Source organism: Clavibacter californiensis (assembly GCF_021952865.1).
Classification (GTDB): Bacteria; Actinomycetota; Actinomycetes; order Actinomycetales; family Microbacteriaceae; genus Clavibacter; species Clavibacter californiensis.
Map to the genome: position 1 here is coordinate 1,357,760 of NZ_CP040792.1, position 18,279 is coordinate 1,376,038.

At 74.4% G+C, this 18,279-nt stretch carries 16 protein-coding genes and 1 tRNA gene; 16 read left to right on the forward strand and 1 reads right to left on the reverse strand.

Annotation, left to right across the window (positions count from 1 at the left end; translation table 11 throughout):
• The first annotated feature begins 156 nt into the window (after positions 1–156).
• From FGD68_RS06695 to FGD68_RS06770, 16 genes are all read left to right on the forward strand, one after another.
• Entirely contained in the window at positions 157–1,422 is a 1,266-nt protein-coding gene (locus FGD68_RS06695) for a TadA family conjugal transfer-associated ATPase (RefSeq protein ID WP_237609938.1), read from the forward strand.
• A complete protein-coding gene (locus FGD68_RS06700; RefSeq protein WP_237609939.1) occupies positions 1,419–2,444 on the forward strand; it encodes a type II secretion system F family protein in 1,026 nt (341 codons plus the stop codon). Before FGD68_RS06695 ends, FGD68_RS06700 begins: the two co-directional genes overlap by 4 nt.
• Before the next feature lie 305 nt (positions 2,445–2,749).
• Complete coding sequence (locus tag FGD68_RS06705; protein ID WP_390611257.1) at positions 2,750–3,016, forward strand: DUF4244 domain-containing protein; 267 nt, start codon at positions 2,750–2,752, stop codon at positions 3,014–3,016.
• Entirely contained in the window at positions 3,013–3,414 is a 402-nt protein-coding gene (locus FGD68_RS06710; RefSeq protein WP_119373919.1) for a TadE family type IV pilus minor pilin, read from the forward strand. The genes FGD68_RS06705 and FGD68_RS06710 overlap by 4 nt, the downstream gene beginning before the upstream one ends.
• Positions 3,404–3,763, forward strand: coding sequence for an Rv3654c family TadE-like protein (locus tag FGD68_RS06715; protein ID WP_237609940.1), 360 nt, complete (start codon positions 3,404–3,406; stop codon positions 3,761–3,763). The genes FGD68_RS06710 and FGD68_RS06715 overlap by 11 nt, the downstream gene beginning before the upstream one ends.
• A 341-nt stretch (positions 3,764–4,104) precedes the next feature.
• Positions 4,105–7,044, forward strand: a complete 2,940-nt coding sequence (gene topA, locus FGD68_RS06720) for a type I DNA topoisomerase (protein WP_119373081.1) — start codon at positions 4,105–4,107, stop codon at positions 7,042–7,044.
• The gene (tmk, locus tag FGD68_RS06725; RefSeq protein WP_119373082.1) at positions 7,041–7,676 is read left to right on the forward strand and encodes a dTMP kinase; all 636 of its coding nucleotides are present in this window, start codon (positions 7,041–7,043) and stop codon (positions 7,674–7,676) included. Before topA ends, tmk begins: the two co-directional genes overlap by 4 nt.
• Complete coding sequence (locus tag FGD68_RS06730; RefSeq protein WP_237609941.1) at positions 7,673–8,917, forward strand: DNA polymerase III subunit delta'; 1,245 nt, start codon at positions 7,673–7,675, stop codon at positions 8,915–8,917. Before tmk ends, FGD68_RS06730 begins: the two co-directional genes overlap by 4 nt.
• Positions 8,914–10,491, forward strand: a complete 1,578-nt coding sequence (locus tag FGD68_RS06735) for an alpha/beta hydrolase (protein ID WP_119373083.1) — start codon at positions 8,914–8,916, stop codon at positions 10,489–10,491. Before FGD68_RS06730 ends, FGD68_RS06735 begins: the two co-directional genes overlap by 4 nt.
• A 120-nt stretch (positions 10,492–10,611) precedes the next feature.
• Positions 10,612–10,687, forward strand: a tRNA-Thr gene (locus FGD68_RS06740).
• Positions 10,688–10,828: 141 nt separating this feature from the next.
• The gene (dacB, locus tag FGD68_RS06745) at positions 10,829–12,331 is read left to right on the forward strand and encodes a D-alanyl-D-alanine carboxypeptidase/D-alanyl-D-alanine endopeptidase (protein ID WP_237609942.1); all 1,503 of its coding nucleotides are present in this window, start codon (positions 10,829–10,831) and stop codon (positions 12,329–12,331) included.
• A 64-nt stretch (positions 12,332–12,395) separates the two neighbouring features.
• Positions 12,396–12,986: an isochorismatase family protein gene (locus FGD68_RS06750; protein WP_119373774.1), complete on the forward strand. Its 591-nt coding sequence runs from the start codon at positions 12,396–12,398 to the stop codon at positions 12,984–12,986.
• 114 nt (positions 12,987–13,100) lie between these two features.
• Positions 13,101–14,582 (forward strand): NAD-dependent succinate-semialdehyde dehydrogenase, encoded by a 1,482-nt coding sequence (locus FGD68_RS06755; protein WP_119373680.1) that lies wholly within the window; start codon positions 13,101–13,103, stop codon positions 14,580–14,582.
• On the forward strand, positions 14,582–15,382 hold the full coding sequence (locus tag FGD68_RS06760) for a TrmH family RNA methyltransferase (RefSeq protein WP_119373679.1): 801 nt from the start codon (positions 14,582–14,584) through the stop codon (positions 15,380–15,382). Before FGD68_RS06755 ends, FGD68_RS06760 begins: the two co-directional genes overlap by 1 nt.
• 33 nt (positions 15,383–15,415) lie before the next feature.
• Positions 15,416–15,715: a DUF2834 domain-containing protein gene (locus tag FGD68_RS06765; RefSeq protein ID WP_119373678.1), complete on the forward strand. Its 300-nt coding sequence runs from the start codon at positions 15,416–15,418 to the stop codon at positions 15,713–15,715.
• A 149-nt stretch (positions 15,716–15,864) separates the two neighbouring features.
• Positions 15,865–16,233 (forward strand): DUF2834 domain-containing protein, encoded by a 369-nt coding sequence (locus FGD68_RS06770; RefSeq protein ID WP_119373968.1) that lies wholly within the window; start codon positions 15,865–15,867, stop codon positions 16,231–16,233.
• Positions 16,234–16,297: 64 nt separating this feature from the next.
• Here FGD68_RS06770 and FGD68_RS06775 read toward each other — a convergent pair whose 3' ends face one another.
• Complete coding sequence (locus FGD68_RS06775) at positions 16,298–18,229, reverse strand: ABC transporter ATP-binding protein (protein ID WP_119373308.1); 1,932 nt, start codon at positions 18,227–18,229, stop codon at positions 16,298–16,300.
• Positions 18,230–18,279 lie beyond the last annotated feature (50 nt).

Consider the following 18,279-nt stretch of genomic DNA (forward strand, 5'->3'; position numbering starts at 1 on the left):
GCGGATCCAGGATTCCCCCGATCCTTCGTCACGTGGCGGCGCCCGTTCCCCCGATGGGCGCCGCCCCTCTTCCTCCCCAACGTGTCGCGATGACGGCTCCTCACCGGCTCGTGCCGGCCCGCGAGGACGGCGAGCGGCCGCGCCTAGTGTCCGCGCATGATCGAGTGGCAGGCATCCGTCGTGGGTCGAGGCGTCCTCCCGGGGGAGGCGTCGCGGCACCGGTCCGCGGGCGGCGCGGGGCCGGGCTATCGTCCGCTCGTCGTCGCCCCCGCGGCCTTCGTCCCTCGGACCCGGACGCCCGGCGGCGCTGGTCGGGGCGTCGCGTCGTCCGACGCCCGGGGCACGGGGGTCGGCGGGGTCCTCCGTCTCCCGGCGGACGGCGTCGTCGCCGAGCCCGCATCGCACCCGACCCTGCGCCGGGTCCCGTCCGCGCTCGGTCCCCTCGCGCATCTGGCGCAGGACCCCCGGACGACGGACGTGTTCGTCAACGGCGACGGCGAGGTCTGGGTCGACCGCGGATCCGGCCCCGAACGCCGACCCGACGTCGACCTCGGCGGTGAGCCGTCCGTGCGCGCGCTGGCCGTGCGGCTGGCCGCGGAGGGCGGGCGGCATCTGGACGAGGCGGCGCCGTGCGTGGACGTGAGGCTGGGTGACGGGATGCGCATCCACGCGGTGCTGCCACCCGTGTCGACACGCGGCACGCTGCTCTCCATCCGGCTCCCCTCGCGGGCGAGGCCGACGCTCGACGCGCTCGACGCGGCGGGGGCATTCCCGCCCGGATGCCGCGCTCTGCTCGAGGAGGCGGTGCGACGGCGCACGAACCTCCTGATCACCGGGGCCGGCGGCAGCGGGAAGACGACCCTGCTCGGCGCGCTGCTCGCCCGAGCGGATCCGCGGGAGCGCATCGTGCTCGTCGAGGACGTCGCCGAGCTGCGCGTGCGTCATGCGCACGTCGTGTCGCTCGAGGCCAGGCAGGCGAACATCGAGGGGGCCGGGGAGCTGTCCCTGCCGCGCCTGGTGCGGGAGGCGCTGAGGATGCGTCCGGACCGGCTGGTGGTGGGGGAGTGCCGGGGCAGCGAGATCAGGGACCTGCTCGGAGCGCTCAACACCGGGCACGACGGAGGCGCGGGCACCCTGCACGCCAACGGCGTCGCGGACGTGCCGGCCCGGCTCGAGGCGCTGGGCGCGCTCGCCGGCATGGACGCGGTCACGACGGCACGCCAGGCGGTGAGCGCGATCGGCCTGGTCGTCCACCTCGCCCGGACGCCGCGGGGACGCCGGGTGACCGCCGCCGGACGCCTCGCGACGGGCGACGACGGCCGCCTCCGCATCGTGCCGGTGCGCTGGGATCCCGGCGCGGGTCCGGTGGCGCGGCCCGCGGTGGCGGTGTGGGCCTCGGATGCGCGCGGGGGGCGTGGATGATCCGGGACGCGCACCCCTTCCGCCCAGGGCTGCGTCGGCGGCTGCGTCCGCGTCTGCGGGGCGCGGGCGACGAGGCGGTCGTCGAGGAGGCCGAGGAGATCGCCGCGTTCGTGCGACGACTCGCGGTGCTGCTCGGCGCGGGGCTGCACCTCGAACGCGCGTGGTCGCAGCTGGCGCCGCCGGGCGGGCGCGCCCGGCGCGGCGAGCGCGCGGTTCCCGCCCTGGTCCGTCGCGTGGCCGCGGGCGCAGGGTCGGCTCCCCTCGCCGACCGCGTCGTGGCGGCGGCCACCGCGTGCGAGGCGGCAGGCGGAGGCACCGCGGGTTCGTGGTCCGCGCTCGCCGCGGGGCTGGAGGTCGCGGATCGCACGGGAGCGCCGCTCGCGCGGTCCCTCGATCGGCTCGCCGGCTCCCTCGTCGACATCGCCCGGGTGCGCCGCGAGGCGGGGACGGCGCTCGCCGGCCCGGTGGCGACCAGCCGCACCGTCCTCCTCATGCCCGGCGCCGGTCTGCTCCTGGCGGCCGGGCTCGGGTTCGATCCGCTCCGCGTCCTCGTCACCACCGTGCCCGGGCTCGTGTGCCTCGTGGTGGGCTCCTCGCTCGTGGCGATCGGCTGGCGGTGGAACCGCCGTCTGGTGAGCCGGGCCCTTCCGCGGGAACCCGCACCTGGGCTCGTCCTCGACCTGGTGGCGATGGCCATGTCTGGTGGGGCGTCCGTGCCTCGTGCGGTCGCGGTCGTCCGACGTGCGTGCGAGCGCGCCGGCCTGCGCGCTGGCGACGACCTCGACGCCGTCGGGCCGGTCGTCGACGCGGCCGCCCGCACCGGTGCTCCCGTGGCCGTGCTCCTCGGGAGCGAGGCGGAGCGGATCCGCAGGGACGCCGCCACCTGGGCGGAGCGGGCGGCGGCGCGTCTGGCGGCGCGGCTCATGCTGCCGCTGGGCGTGTGCATCCTGCCGGCGTTCCTGGCGGTGGGCGTGGTGCCGATGCTGCTGGCCGTCGTGTCCTCAACACTCGGCCGCGGATGAGGGCATCCACCATCGCGGATCCCGCCACGGGCCGACGTCGTCGGACGGGGCATGGTGGCGTCCCGGCCGATGGTCGGCAGGGACAGGACAGCGGGGATGGCCCGCCAGAGGGAGAGGACGAGGACATGGGACGAGTCGAGGAACGGGCGCACGGGATCGGCGTGCGCGGCGCGGAGGTCGCGGCCGCGCGGGGGTGCGGATCCGGCACGGCGGGAGCCGCGTTGGCAGCGGAGGGCCGCGCCGTATGGCCGCTGGCCGCGGCGGAGGCTGCGCCTGACGCTCCGTCGCGTCCATCGGCGCGGGTGATGACCTGCGCGAGGGCCTGCGGCGGGGAGGTGGTCACGGCGGCCCCGAGGCTCGCGCCGTCGCGTTCCGCTCGCGTCGCTCGCGCGGTGCGGCGTGCGCTCCTCTGCCGTCCAGCGGGCGACGGGGGTGCGGCCACCGCCGAGTACGCCATCGCGACCATGGCGGCGGTGGCGTTCGCGGGCCTGCTCGTGGTCATCCTGCAGAGCGACGAGGTCCGCGGGATGCTCCTCGACCTCGTGCGGCGCGCGCTGACGTACGACCGGTGATCCCGTCCACCTCGGCGGAGGCGATTCCGCACGGCGATCCGCGTGCCTGCCCGGTCGCGGATCGCGGGGCGGCGGCCGCGGAGCTGGCGGTCGTGCTGCCCGCGGTCGTGCTGGTCCTCGGGCTGTGCATGGGCGCGGTGCAGACGGTCGGCCAGCAGGTCGTGCTGACATCCGCGGCGGAGGAGGCGGCACGGAGCATCGGACGCGGGGAGGACGCGGGCACTGCGGCGGCGCGCATCGACGGCGCGGCGGGGGGAGCGTCGATGGCGGTGGATCGGTCGGGTCACACCGTCTGCGTCCGGCTCACGGCGCCCAGCCGCTTCGGCCCCGCTGGCGCTGCCGGGCTCCGCGTGTCGGCGCGGGGCTGCGCATGGCAGGAGGATCCGGGTGTCCCGTGACGGCGACGTCGGCTCGGGCACCGTGGTCGCGGTCGGCCTGCTCGGCGCGGTCACCGCGCTCGCGCTGGCCACTGTGGCCGTCTCGTCCGCGCTGGTGGAGAGGGCGGCAGCGGCGGGCGCCGCGGACTCCGGGGCGCTCGCCGCGGCGGACGTCGCCGCGGGGTTCGCGGCCGGCTCTCCCTGCTCGGCGGCCGAGGAGGTCGTGGTCGCCGCCGGGGCGGCGCTCGCGGGCTGCGAGATCACGGGCACGACGGCGGTCGTGGTCGCAGAGCGTCGCGGTGGCCCGATGGGCCTCCAGGTCACGGCGCGCGCGAGAGCCGGTCAACCGCCGTCCCGGGCGTCGGGATGACCCGGGGCAGCCCGGTCGTCCGGGGCGTCCTCGCCCTCCTGGCGGAGCCGAGGCGCGCTGTTCGAGAGCATCTCGCAGGCGGCCCACGAGAGGGGTCGGGCCCCCGTCGAGCGTCCTCGTCCACGTGCGCGGGGGGCGCTCCTGCCCGGCCGATGCGCCTCCCGGACGCGGTGCATCCGGGAGGCACCGCGATTAGGTGCCCGGTCGGTGCGCGTGTGTATGGTGTGCCTTGTCGGGGACCCCGCCGCACGTCGCCCCGGATCGGATCCGATCCGAGCGGGCACGCATCTCGGACACCGGGCCGGCCACCGGCCCCCATGAACGCATATATAAGGAGTCACGTGCCCGGCACGAAGAAGTTGGTCATCGTCGAGTCGCCGGCCAAGGCCAAGACGATCGCCCAGTACCTGGGCAGCGGCTACGAGGTGCAGGCCTCCGTCGGCCACATCCGCGACCTCATCGAGCCGAAGAACCTGCCGCCCGAGCTGAAGAAGGGCACGCTCGGCAAGTTCTCCGTCGACGTGGAGAACGGCTTCGAGCCCTACTACGTCGTCAGCGACCAGAAGAAGAAGACGGTCGCCGACCTCAAGCGGGCGCTCAAGGACGCCGACGAGCTCTTCCTCGCGACTGATGAGGACCGCGAGGGCGAGGCCATCGCGTGGCACCTGCTGCAGGTGCTGAAGCCGAAGGTGCCGGTCAAGCGCATGGTGTTCCACGAGATCACCAAGGAGGCCATCGAGCGGGCCCGCGACAGCACGCGCGACATCGACACGGCCCTCGTGGACGCCCAGGAGACGCGGCGCATCCTCGACCGCCTCTACGGCTACGAGGTGTCGCCCGTCCTCTGGCGCAAGGTGGGGCCCGGCCTGTCCGCTGGCCGCGTGCAGTCCGCCGCGACGCGGCTGGTCGTGGACCGCGAGCGCGAGCGGCTGGCCTTCGTCACCGCCTCGTACTGGGATCTGACGGCGTCGCTCTCGCCGGTCGACCAGCAGCTCCCGTTCGACGCCCGCCTCGTCCGCATCGACGGTGCGCGCATCGCCACGGGCCGCGACTTCGACGACAAGGGCGCGCTCAAGAACGACTCGCGCCCGCTCGACGCGAGCAGCGCGGAAGCGCTCGCCGAGGCGCTCCGCGACCCGTCCGTGCCGCTGAAGGTGCAGAGCGTCGAGTCGAAGCCGTACACGCGTCGCCCCGCCGCGCCCTTCACCACGTCGACGCTGCAGCAGGAGGCGGCGCGCAAGCTCCGCTTCTCCGCGCGGCAGACCATGAGCGTCGCGCAGTCGCTCTACGAGAACGGCTACATCACGTACATGCGCACCGACTCGCCCTCGCTCTCGCAGCAGGCGATCAACGCGGCGCGCAAGCAGGCCGCGGAGCTCTACGGGCCCGAGACCGTGCCGGACAAGCCGCGCCTCTACGCGGGCAAGAGCAAGAACGCGCAGGAGGCCCACGAGGCCGTCCGGCCCGCCGGGGAGACCTTCCGCACGCCCCAGCAGCTCGCATCCACGCTGCGCGGCAACGACCACAAGCTCTACGACCTCATCTGGAAGCGCACCATCGCGTCGCAGATGGCTGACGCGAAGGGATCCACCGCGTCGGTCGTCATCGCCGCGGGCCCCACGTCCGTGGGCGAGGTCGCCGAGTTCGCCGCCTCGGGCACGGTCATCACATTCCGCGGGTTCCTGGCCGCGTACGAGGAGAGCCGCGACGAGGAGCGCCATGGTGCCGCCGAGCCGCGCGAGGCCAAGCTGCCCGACCTCAAGAATGGCCAGGACCTGCGCCTCGTCGACGTCGACGCGAAGGGGCACGAGACCAGCCCGCCGCCGCGCTACACGGAGGCGAGCCTCGTCAAGACGCTCGAGGAGCTGGGGATCGGTCGTCCGTCGACCTATGCCGCCATCATCTCGACGATCGTCGACCGCGGCTACGTCACGCCGCGCGGCACGGCCCTCGTCCCGAACTGGATCGCCTTCTCGGTGGTGCGGCTGCTCGAGGAGTTCTTCACGGAGCTCGTGCAGTACGACTTCACCGCAGGCATGGAGGACGACCTCGACCGCATCGCGGAGGGCTCGGCCGAGCGCGTCGACTGGCTGAAGGGCTTCTACTACGGCAACGACGCGCACAAGGGGCTCCGCCCCACGATCGACAACCTCGGCGAGATCGACGCCAAGGAGATCAACTCCCTGCGCATCGCGGACGACATCACCCTGCGCATCGGCAAGTACGGCCCCTACCTGGAGGTCCACGAGGAGGGTGCCGCAGCGGACGCGACGCCCCGCCGCGTCAACCTGCCGGAGGACCTCGCGCCGGACGAGCTGACCGCGGCCAAGGCCCGCGAGCTGATCGACGCGCCGGTCGTCACCGACCGGGTCATCGGCATCAACCCCGAGAACGGCAAGCAGGTCGTGGCGAAGGACGGTCGTTACGGCCCGTACGTCACCGAGCTCGACCCCGAGCCCGAGGTGGCACCGGAGGCCCCCGCTGGCGGTGCCGACACGGCGACCGGCGAGGTGCTCGAGAGCGCGTCGGCGGCGACCACGGCCGCACCCGCGAAGAAGGCGCCCGCCAAGAAGCCGGCGGCGAAGAAGGCGGCGGCCGTCAAGCCGCGCACCGCCTCCATCTTCAAGTCGATGGACCTCGCGACGGTCGACCTCGAGACGGCGCTGCGCCTGCTCGACCTCCCGCGGGTCGTGGGCGAGGATCCGGAGACGGCCACCCCCATCACCGCCCAGAACGGCAAGTACGGCCCGTACCTGAAGAAGGGCACGGACTCGCGCTCGCTCACGAGCGAGGAGCAGATCTTCGAGATCGACCTGCCCGGTGCCCTCGAGGTCTTCGCACAGCCCAAGTACGGCGCCCGTCGTCCGTCGAGCGCGCTGAAGGAGTTCGACGCGGATCCCGTGAGCGGCAAGGGCATCAAGGTGAAGGACGGACGCTTCGGCCCGTACGTCACAGACGGCGAGACCAACGCGACGATCCCGAAGAGCGAGTCCGTCGAGGACGTCGACTTCGACCGTGCGGTCGAGCTGCTCGCCGACAAGCGCGCCAAGGGGCCGGCGAAGCCGAAGACCAAGGCCAAGGCCCCGGCCAAGGCGAAGGCCAAGGCACCCGCGAAGGCGAAGACGACGGCAACGAAGTCCACCGCGGCGAAGACGTCCACCGCGAAGACCGGCACCGCGACGACGACCGCCGCGCGCTCGGCCGCCGCCACGAAGGCGGCGGCGACCAGGGCCGCCAACAAGGCGGCCGCTGCCGCGGCGACGGCATCCGACGCGACGTGACCGGCGTCTTCATCACCCTGGAGGGCGGCGACGGCGTGGGGAAGTCCACGCAGTCGGCGCTCCTCCGGGGATGGCTGGAGGACGAGGGCCACGAGGTCGTCGTCACCCGCGAGCCCGGGGGCAGCGACCTCGGGGTGGAGATCCGCGAGATCGTGCTGCACCGTCGCGGCCACATCGCGCCGCGCGCCGAGGCGCTCCTGTATGCGGCCGACCGCGCGCATCACGTCGACACGGTCGTCCGGCCGGCGCTCGAACGGGGCGCCGTGGTCCTGCAGGACCGCTACCTCGACTCGTCCGTCGCGTACCAGGGGGCGGGTCGCGTGCTGGACGCCGTCGAGATCCGCGAGCTGTCGCTCTGGGCCGCCCAGGGGCTCCTGCCCGACCTGACGGTGCTGCTCGACCTCGACCAGGCCGCGGCCCGCGTCCGCCTCGACGCGGCTCGCACGCGCTTCGACCGGCTCGAGGCCGAGCGCGCCGAGTTCCACGAGCGCGTGCGCCAGGCGTTCCTCGGTCTCGCCGACGCGGAGCCGGAGCGCTTCCTGGTCGTGGATGCCGCGCGCCCGCGCGAGGAGATCGCCGCGGAGATCCGGACCAGAGCGCATGCGCTGATCGCGGCGGGAGCATCGGCGTGAGCGACGCGACGACGGACCGGCAGGCTGCCGCGCCGGCGGACGGCCCGTCCGCGAGCCCCGACGGGCGGGCGATCTGGGACGAGCTCACCGGCCAGTCCGAGGCGGTCGCGCTCCTCGCCGCGGCGAGCAGCCCGCGGGCCACGGCGCGTGACGCCGCCGGCACCGCGCTCGCGCACTCGTGGCTCATCACCGGGCCCCCCGGATCCGGCCGCTCGAACCTCGCCTACGCCTTCGCGACCGCGCTGCTCAGCGACGGCACGCCGGAGGGCGACGCGGCGACCGCGCGCCAGGTCGCCGCCCGCAGCCACCCTGACCTCGGCGTGCTCGCGACCGAGCGGGTCATCATCGCCATCGACGAGGTGCGCGCCCTGGTCACGTCGTCGCAGTACTCGCCGTCGGTCGGCCGCTACCGCGTCATGGTCGTCGAGGACGCCGACCGGATGACCGAGCGCACGTCGAACCTCTTGCTGAAGGCGCTCGAGGAGCCGCCGGAGCGCACCATCTGGATCCTGTGCGCGCCCAGCGAGGCCGACCTGATCCCGACCATCCGCTCCCGCGTGCGCAGCGTGCGGCTGCGCATCCCGTCGGTCGAGGACGTGGCCGCGCTCATCCAGCGACGCGACGGCGTCGACGCGGCCACCGCCACCCGCGCGGCCCGCGAGGCGCAGAGCCACATCGGGATGGCGCACCGGCTCGCCACCGACGCCGAGGCACGCGAGCGCCGCAGCCGCACCCTCGAGCTCGCGCTCGGGATCCGCACCGTCGGCGACGCCGTGCGCGCCGCCGCCGCGATGCTCGAGCTCGCCGGCCAGGACGCCAAGGCCTTTACGGTGCAGCGCGACGCCGACGAGCGCGAGCGCGCGCTCCGGTCGCTCGGCGTGCAGGAGGGCGGATCCATCCCGCCGCAGCTGCGATCGCAGATCCGGCAGCTCGAGGAGGACCAGAAGCGGCGCGCCACGCGCAGCCTCCGCGACGGCATCGACCGGATCCTCGTCGACCTCATGTCGCTGCACCGCGACGTGCTCCTCCACCAGCTGGGCGCGGACCTGCCCCAGGTGAACGCGGCCATCGCCCCGCGGATCGCGGAGGCCGCTGAGGCCGGATCCGCGGCGGCGTCGCTCGCGGTCCTCGACGCGGTCGGCGTCGCGCGCCGCCGGATCGACGGCAACGTGTCGCCGGCGCTCGCCCTGGAGGCGATGCTCGTCTCCATCACCCGCACCCGCACGGCGGGTCGCGCGTGACGCGAAGGAGCACGCAGGCTCGGGCCCGACGTCGAGCCGGAGCGCTGGGCGCGGTCCTGCTCGCCGCGGCCGTCGCCCTGAGCGGGTGCGGCCTCATCCCCGTCCCCGAGCCGCGCAGCTCGACCTCGAGCCCCACGACGGAGGAGGTCGCGCCCGACCTGGCCCGCTACTACGAGCAGGTCCTCACGTGGTCCCCGTGCGAGGACGGCGCCCAGTGCGCGACCGCGACGGCTCCCCTCGACTGGACGGCCCCCGATCCGGCCACCGACATCCAGCTCGCCCTCGTGCGGCACACCGCCCGCGGCGCGGACGGGCCGCGCGGCTCGCTCTTCGTCAACCCCGGTGGTCCGGGTGCGTCCGGCGTCGACTTCGTGAAGGCGAGCGTCGACTACGCGGTCTCGCGCGACCTGCAGGACGCGTACGACATCGTCGGCTGGGACCCCCGCGGCGTGGGGGCGTCCACCGCCGTCGACTGCGTCGACGACACCCAGCTCGACTCCTTCCTCTACGGCGAGACAGAGGCGCCGCCCGGCACCCCCGCGCACGACGAGGAGCTGGTGCAGGCGTCGAAGTCGTTCGCGGAGTCCTGCGCCGCCGGGTCCGGCCCGCTGCTGCAGTTCATCGACACCCAGAGCACCGTGCACGACCTGGACATGCTGCGAGCCCTGGTGGGGGACAGGCAGCTGGACTACCTCGGCTACTCGTACGGCACGAGCATCGGCGCGCAGTACGCCCAGGACTTCCCCGCGCACGTCGGCCGGATGGTGCTGGACGGCGCGACGGACCCCTCCGCGAGCACGTTCGACGTCGTGCTCGCGCAGACGACGGGATTCCGCACCTCGTTCGAGTCGTACATGGCTGCGTGCCTGGCGGGGCAGGGGTGCCCGTTCCGCGGATCCGTCGACGAGGGCGAGCAGACGGTCGCGAGCCTCCTCGATCGGCTCGACCAGAGCCCGCTGCGCGCCCGCGACGGGCGGGAGCTCGACGGGCAGGTCATGCGCAGCGCCATCGATTCCGCGCTCTACAGCGAGCAGCAGTGGCCGGCGCTCACGACCGCGTTCACCGAGGCGCTCCGCGGCGAGTCCGCCACCGCCTTCTCGCTCGCCGACTCCTACTTCGGCCGGAAGCCGGACGGCACCTACTCCGGCAACTTCTACGAGGCCTTCCTCGCGATCCAGTGCATCGACTACCCGGTGGAGCGGGATCCCGCAGTGCTCGTGACGGAGGCGGCGGAGCTCCGCGCCGCGGCCGGCGAGCTGGCGGATGACGACACCTCCCGCGACGGCGAGCCCGACCCGCTGTGCGGCAACTGGCCCTATCCCGCCCGGCACACCCCGGCGCCCGTGTCGGCGGAGGGCGCGGCCCCCATCGTCGTCGTCGGCACCACGGGCGATCCCGCGACGCCGTACACCTGGGCGGAGGCGCTCGCGGGCCAGCTCGCCTCCGGCGTGCTCCTCACCTACGAGGGGGAGGGGCACATCGCCTACGACGAACGGGATCCGTGCATCGTGTCCGCGGTGGACGGCTACCTGCTCGGCGGGGATCCGCCTGCCGCCGGCACGACCTGCGGCTGACGCGTCGAGGGCGGACCGCGGACGGGGCTGGGCGGGGCTCGCGCTGCCGGTGTGCGGGAGCGGCCTCCGGGATCCGGTATGCTCTCTACTCGTGCCTGGTACTCGTCGAGTCCGGGCCGGGCCGCCTTAGCTCAGTCGGTAGAGCATCTCACTCGTAATGAGAAGGTCGTCAGTTCGATTCTGACAGGCGGCTCCACCATCCCTCCCGCTCGTCGCGGTCTCCCGCGAGAGCAGGGAGCCGCGTCGCAGGTCCTCCACAGGGCGCTCCCCTCGCGTGCGTCCCCCATGAGCCCCGGCGGCCGGACGGCTCCTCGGGTGCGCCGTCTAACATGGCCCCATGCGATCCCCTGCCGACGGCCCCGACCGCGCGCGCGCCGACCGCACCGACCGGGACGCGCCCGCGTCCCGAGCCCGCACTCGCGACCGAGCCCGCACGCGTGACCGCCATCGCACCCGGTCCCTGACGGCCGCGGTCGCGGTGGTCGCCCTGCTCGCCGCCGGCGCCGTGGGCGCGGGCGCTCTCACGGGTCGTGCGGGCAGCGCCTCGGCGAGCGTCGCCGCCACCGCCGACCCGACTCCCGCCCCGAGCCCGACACCCACCGAGGCGCCGCCTCGTCCCGCGCCCGCCGACGCGGCCGCCGTGCGCGACCTCCGCATGTGCTCCATCTCGACCCTCGCGCAGGATCCGCGCCTCGCCACCTTCGAGGGCCAGGTCCGCGACGCGGCCACCGGACGCGTGCTGTTCGACCGGAACGGCAGCACCCCGGAGCGCACGGCGAGCGTCATGAAGGTCATCACCTCGGCCGCGGCCCTCGCGGCGCTCGGCCCCGACCGTCGCATCGCGACCACGGTGGTCCGCGGGTCCGAGCCCGGCACCGTCGTGCTCGTGGGCGGCGGGGATCCGACCCTGTCGCGCCTGACATCCGGCAGCTCCGTCTACCCGGGCGCGCCGCGCCTCAGCGACCTCGCCCAGCAGGTGCGCACGGCCTGGGCGGCGGATCCCGCGACGGCCGGCACTCCCATCACCCGCATCGTGCTCGACACCTCGCTCTTCTCCGGGGACACGTGGATCCCGTCGTGGGCCGCCTCCGAGCGGAAGGCGGGGTACTCCAGCTTCATGACGCCGCTGCAGCTCGACGCCGACCGCGCGGATCCCGCCGCCGTCGTCTCCGCCCGCAGCGAGGATCCGCTGGCGCGCGTCGGCAGCACGTTCCGCTCCATGCTGGGCGGGTCGGCCGAGGTCACGCAGGGCTCGGCACCGGCCGGCGCCGCCGTGCTCGGCAAGGTCGAGTCGCAGCCGGTCTCGTCGCTCATCCAGACCGCGCTCATCAACTCCGACAACGTGCTCGCGGAGTCGCTCGCGCGGCTCGTGAGCATCCAGGTCGGCGCGGGGAACTCGCAGCAGTCGCTGGCGACCGGGATCCCGAAGGCGCTGCAGGCGTACGGGCTCGACACCTCCACGCTCACGATCGTCGACGGCCAGGGGCTGAGCCCCGAGAACCGCGTCCCGCCGTCGCTGCTCGCGCAGCTGATGATCCAGGTGGACCAGCGCCAGCAGGCGCTCGGGTACCTGCACGACGGGCTCCCCGTCGCGGGCCGCACCGGCACCCTGGCGGGCCGGTTCACCGGCGACAGCGCCGTGGCACGCGGGCACATCGTGGCCAAGACCGGCTGGATCGACACCGGCTACACGCTCGCCGGCATCGTCGACGCGGCCGACGGCACGAAGCTGACCTTCGCCTTCTACGCCATCGGGAACGTGACGGGCGACGCGAAGATCGCCTTGGACGCGCTGGCCGCGGGCGCGTACCGCTGCGGGGCGGACCTGGGGGACGAGTGACGCGCGGCCCGGTCCCGGGCGGCGGATCCACGGCACCGGGCCCGGCCCGGGGAAGGAGCGGCACATGAGCCGTGCTCTGTTCATCATCGACGTGCAGAACGACTTCACGGAGGGCGGCGCGCTCGGCGTCGACGGCGGCGGCGACGTCGCGCGGGGGATCACCCGGCTCCTCGCCGCGGAGCCGTACCGCTACGACCACGTGCTGGCGTCGCGTGACTGGCACGAGGCGACGGGCGACAACGGCGGCCACTTCGCCGCGGCCGGCGTCGTCCCCGACTTCTCGACCACGTGGCCCGAGCACTGCGTGCAGGGCACCCACGGAGCCGAGTACCACCCCGACCTCGACGTCACCGCCGTCGACTTCCACCTCCGCAAGGGCCAGGGCGCCCCCGCCTACTCGATCTTCGAGGGCACGACGGAGGACGGCGTGCCGCTGGCGGACCTGCTGGCGCTGCACGAGATCACCGACATCGACGTCGTCGGCCTGGCGACCGACTACTGCGTGCTCGCCTCGGCGCTCGATGCGGTGCACCAGGGCAAACGGGTGCGGATCCTGGCCGACCTCGTCGCGGGCGTGGCACCGGCCACCAGCGCCGCTGCCCTCGACCGCCTCCGCGACGCCGGGGCCGAGATCGTCGAGGGCACAGCCGACTAGGCGGCCTGCGGCACCACGGCCTGCGGCACCACGGCCGGCCGCACCACGGCCCGCGGCGCCGCGGCCGCGGCCACGAGCATCAGCACCACACAGCACGGAAGAAGCGAGGACAGCATGACCGCATCCACCGAGACCGACCTCCTGTCGGGCACGCCCACCACCCTGCTCATCGGGGGCGAGCGGGTCGACGCCGAGGGCGGCGCGACGTTCGAGGTCCGGGATCCCGCGACTGATGACGTCATCGCGCGGGTGGCCGACGCGAGCCCCGCGGACGGCGCGCGTGCCCTCGACGCGGCGGTCGACGCGCAGGCGGCGTGGGCGGCGACCGCGCCGCGCGCCCGGGGCGAGATCCTCCGTCGCGCGTTCGACCTGCTCCAGGAGCGCAAGGACGAGTTCGCGCTCCTCATGACGCTCGAGATGGGCAAGCCGCTGGCCGAGTCGCTCGGCGAGGTGACCTACGGCGGCGAGTTCCTCCGCTGGTTCTCCGAGGAGGCGGTGCGGATCACGGGCCGCTACGGCACGAACCCCGAGGGCACCGGCCGCATGATCGTGTCGCAGCACCCGGTCGGACCCGTGCTGCTCATCACGCCCTGGAACTTCCCGCTCGCGATGGCGACCCGCAAGATCGCGCCGGCGCTCGCCGCGGGCTGCACCGTGGTCATCAAGCCAGCCGACCTCACGCCGCTCACCACTCTCCGCTTCGCCGAGCTGCTGGCGGAGGCGGGGCTGCCGGCTGGCGTCCTCAACGTGATCCCCACCACCCGCGCCGCCGACGTCACCGGCCCGCTCATCGCCGACCCGCGGCTGCGCAAGCTGAGCTTCACCGGATCCACGCCCGTCGGCCGCCAGCTCGGCGAGCAGGCAGCGCAGAACGTGCTGCGCGTCTCGCTCGAGCTGGGCGGCAACGCGCCCTTCGTGGTCTTCGCCGACGCCGACATCGACAAGGCGGTGGACGGCGCCATGGCGGCGAAGTTCCGCAACGTCGGGCAGGCGTGCACCGCGGCGAACCGCTTCATCGTGGAGGCGTCGATCGCGGAGACCTTCGCCGACCGGCTGCAGGAGCGCATCGACCGGATGCGCATCGGCCGCGGCACCGAGGACGGCGTCACGGTCGGCCCGCTCATCGACGGCCGCGCCGTCGACAAGGCCGACCGGCTGGTGCGCGACGCCGTGGAGCGCGGCGCGACCGTGCGCGCGGGCGGCGAGCCGCAGGAGGGCGCCGGCCACTTCTACCCGCCGACCCTCATCACGGGCGTCGCCGAGGGCAGCGACATCCTGCGCGAGGAGATCTTCGGGCCGGTGGTCGCGATCGTGCCCTTCGATGACGACGACGAGGACGATGCGGTGCGCCTCGCCAACGACACCGAGTTCGGCCTCGTGTCCTACGTCTTCACGCGCGACCTCGCGCGCGGGCAGCGCATGATCGAGCGGCTCGAGACGGGCATGACGGGCCTCAACATGGGCGTCATCTCCAACGCGGCCGCGCCGTTCGGCGGCGTGAAGCAGTCGGGGCTCGGCCGCGAGGGCGGGCTCGAGGGGATCCACGAGTACCTGAACACGAAGTACACGCTCACGCCCGACCCGTTCGCGTCGTAGTGGCGCACGTCGTCCCGGTCGACGACCTCGCGGATCCGCGGCTCGCCGACTACAGCCACCGCACCGACGTCGCGCTCCGCAAGGCCGCGGGCGGGGGTCACGGGATCTACCTGGCGGAATCCGCGCTGGTGCTCGAGCGGGCGCTCAAGGCCGGGCACGTGCCGCGGTCCGTGCTCGCGCTCGGCGGCACGGTCGACGAGGCGCTGGCGCTGGTCGGCGACCGCGACGTTCCGGTGTTCACCGGGCCGGGCGAGCTGCTCGCGGAGCTCACCGGCTACGTGCTGCACCGCGGCGTCGTCGCGTCGCTCGACCGACCGGCGCTGCCCTCGATCGCGTCGCTGCTCGAGGACGCGCGGCGGGTGGTGGTGCTCGAGGACGTCGTGGACCCCACGAACGTCGGCGCGATCTTCCGCTCGGTCGGGGCCATCGGGGCGGATGCGGTGCTCGTCACGCCGCGCTGCACGGATCCGTTCTACCGCCGCGCCATCCGCGTCAGCATGGGCACCGTGCTGCAGGTGCCGTGGACGCGCACGGGGGAGTGGCCGGAGACGCGGGCCGCCCTCGCCGACGCCGGCTTCCACGTCGCTGCGCTGGCGCTGACCCCCGGCGCGGTCTCGATCCGCGACTTCCGGGCCGAGGAGCACGAGCGGCTCGCCATCGTGCTCGGGTCGGAGGGGCCCGGCCTGTCCGCGGAGGCGATCAGCTCGGCAGACACCGTCGTGCGGATCCCCATGGCGCACGGCATCGACTCGCTCAACGTGGCGGCAGCGAGCGCGGTCGCGCTCTACGCGCTGACCTGACGCCGTCCCACCCCGCTCGCCTCCGCCTACCTCGTGCTCGCGCTGGCCGGCGTCGTGGTGACGTGGACCTGCGACATCACCGACATCACGTCCGGGCGCGACCACCTGGGCGACTGGTTCGGCAGCGGCCCGTCGGTGTCCTCGCTCACGGCCGACGTGCTCGTCGCCGCGATCGCTGCCGTCCTGTTCATCCTCGTGGAGGGGCGCCGCCTCGGCATCCGGTTCGCGTGGATCCTCGTGGTGCTCATCCCGCTCGTCGCGCTCGCGTCCGCCCTCCCGCTGCTCCTCGGCGGGCGCGAGATGCGGGTGCGCACGGAGGCGTCGCCCGGCTGATCGCCGCGGGCGGCGCGGACGCGTCTCCCCTCGAACGCGCAGCGCGCGACACGCGGCACGTCGCGCGCCGCCGCGCGACCGATCCCGCCCCGCTCGCGCGGATCGGCGGGCCACCGCATAGCCTTGCCTCACCGATGAGATGGGGTCCCATGAGCACGCGTCCCGCACGCCGGCGCCCCACGCGCCTCGCCGTCGTCTACCTGGTGCTCGCGGCAGCCGGCCTCGTGCTCACGTGGTCGGCGAACATCCGCGTGGTCACGGAGGGCCGCGACTTCCTCGCGGACCTCTCCGCCGGCGGTCCGGCCGTCTCGTCGCTCTCGTGGGACCTGCTGATCGCCGCGGTCGCGAGCGTCGTCTTCATCGTCGTCGAGGGGCGCAGGCTGCGGATGCGGCGGGTCTGGATCTACGTGCTCCTCGCCCCGCTCGTCGCGTTCGCGGTCGCCCTGCCGGTGTTCCTCGCGGCGCGGGAGATGCACCTGAGCGCGCCAGGGCGGGCGGAGCCGACGCCGCCGGTCTGAGCGCCGCGACGCGCGCGGAGCGGCAGCGCGCATGCGCCGGTCCGTCGCCCGCGGTCGGCGCCCGCTACACGAGCAGCTGGTGCTTCGCGAGGTCGCGGTAGAGCGGCGTCGAGACGACGAGCTCCGCGTGCGTGCCGGTGCCGACGACGCGGCCCTTCTCCACGACGACGATGAGGTCGCTGTCGACGACGGTCGAGAGCCGGTGCGCGATCACGATGAGCGTGCGGTGCTCGGCGACCGCGTCGATCGCCTTGCGGAGCAGCTGCTCGTTGAGGCCGTCGAGGCTGGACGTCGACTCGTCGAGCAGCAGGATCGGCGGGGCGGAGAGCAGCGTGCGCGCGATGGCGAGGCGCTGGCGCTCGCCGCCCGAGAGCATGATGCCGTCCTCGCCGACGGGCGCGTCGAGGCCGAGCTCGTTGCGGGCGAGCACCTCGGTGAGGTTCACGGCGTGCAGCACCTGCACGCAGTCCTCGTCGGTGGCGTCGAAGGCGGTGAGCGTCAGGTTCTCGCGCAGGGTCCCGGCGAGCACGGGGGCGTCCTGCTCGACGTAGCCGATCTGGCGGCGCAGGTCCTCGCGGTCGAGCGTGCGGATGTCGCGGCCGCCGACGCGGACGACGCCCGACGTCGGGTCGTAGAAGCGCTCGATGAGGGCGAGGATCGTGCTCTTGCCGGCGCCCGAGGGGCCGACCAGCGCGATCCGCGTGCCCCGCTCGGCGCGGAAGCTGATGCCCTGGAGGACGCCGCCGCCCGTGCGGTCGGCGCCGGGGGCGGCGTCCGCGGCGTCGGCCGGAGATGCGGGTGCCGCGGTCGTCGCGGCACCATCTGCGGTGGCGTCCGCATCCGCCGCCACCGAGTACGCGAACCGCACGTCCACGAGCTCGACGGCGGCTGCGTCGGTGCGGTCCTCCGCCGCGGGCGCGCCGTCGCGGAGGCGACCGGCGAGGTCGGCGTCGCCGTCGGTCTCGACGGGCAGCTTCACGATCTCCTGGATCCGGCCGAGCGCGCCGAGCGCCTGGTTGACCGCGGTCACGGCGCCGAAGGCCTGGCCGAGCGGCATGATCATGAGGAAGAGGAACAGGATGAACGCCACGAGGTCGCCGACCGTGATGGCCCCGGCCGCGACGCGGTAGCCGCCCACCCCCACCACCACGAGGAACGACGCCTGCAGGGCGATGCCCGCGATCGGCACGACGACGGCCGACGCCTTCGCGACCTTGATGCCCATCTCCCACGCGCCCTCGGCGTCGGCCTCGATGGCGCGGATCTCGCGGTCGGTGGCGTTGCTGGCGCGGACGGTGCGGATCGCGCCGATGGCCCGCTCCACGCTCGCGGCCAGGTCGCCGACCTTGCGCTGCGCGCGCTGGCTGGCGATGCGGATCCGGCCGGAGAGGCCCACGACCGCGACGACCGAGACGGCCACGACCAGCACGGTGAGGCCGAGGAGCACGGGGTCGATGATGAACATCGCGATGATGGCGCCGAGGAACGTGACCGCGCCGCCGATCGCCTCGACGAGGCCCTGCGTGAGCACGGCGCGGAGGAGCGTGGTGTCGGAGCCGACGCGGGAGACGAGGTCGCCCGTGCGGCGCGTGTCGAACTCGGAGATGGGCAGGCGGAGGATCCGGCGCACGAGCGTGCGGCGCGACGAGAGGACGATGCCCTCGCCCATCCGCTGCAGCAGGTAGTGCTGGTAGCCGGAGAGGAGCCCGGACACGACTACGAGGCCGACGAGCGCCCACACGAGCGCGCCGAGCGCGCCGCCCGCCTGCACGACCCCCACCACGCGCTGCACGAGGAGCGGCTGCGCGAGGCTCGCGGCGGCCCCCAGCACGCTGAGCACGACGACGAAGGCCATCAGCCCGCGCTGCTCGAGGATGTACGGCAGCAGCTCCGAGAAGCGCGCGCGGGGGCCGTCGTCGGCGGAGTCGCGGCGCGCGAACGGGCTGCGGGACCGGGCGCGCGGGGCGGCGGCGGTCTCGGGACGGGCGGTGCTCATGCGTGTTCTCCCGGGTGGTGGGTGCGATCGCGATGCGGCGCGCGGCCAGC

Coding starts and splice junctions, on each gene's coding strand:
- FGD68_RS06695 (WP_237609938.1), top strand. CDS start 157: ATGATCGAGTGGCAGGCATCCGTCGTGGGTCGAGGCGTCCTCCCGGGG.
- FGD68_RS06700 (WP_237609939.1), top strand. CDS start 1,419: ATGATCCGGGACGCGCACCCCTTCCGCCCAGGGCTGCGTCGGCGGCTG.
- FGD68_RS06705 (WP_390611257.1), top strand. CDS start 2,750: ATGACCTGCGCGAGGGCCTGCGGCGGGGAGGTGGTCACGGCGGCCCCG.
- dacB (WP_237609942.1), top strand. CDS start 10,829: ATGCGATCCCCTGCCGACGGCCCCGACCGCGCGCGCGCCGACCGCACC.
- FGD68_RS06750 (WP_119373774.1), top strand. CDS start 12,396: ATGAGCCGTGCTCTGTTCATCATCGACGTGCAGAACGACTTCACGGAG.
- FGD68_RS06755 (WP_119373680.1), top strand. CDS start 13,101: ATGACCGCATCCACCGAGACCGACCTCCTGTCGGGCACGCCCACCACC.
- FGD68_RS06770 (WP_119373968.1), top strand. CDS start 15,865: ATGAGCACGCGTCCCGCACGCCGGCGCCCCACGCGCCTCGCCGTCGTC.
- FGD68_RS06775 (WP_119373308.1), bottom strand. CDS start 18,229: ATGAGCACCGCCCGTCCCGAGACCGCCGCCGCCCCGCGCGCCCGGTCC.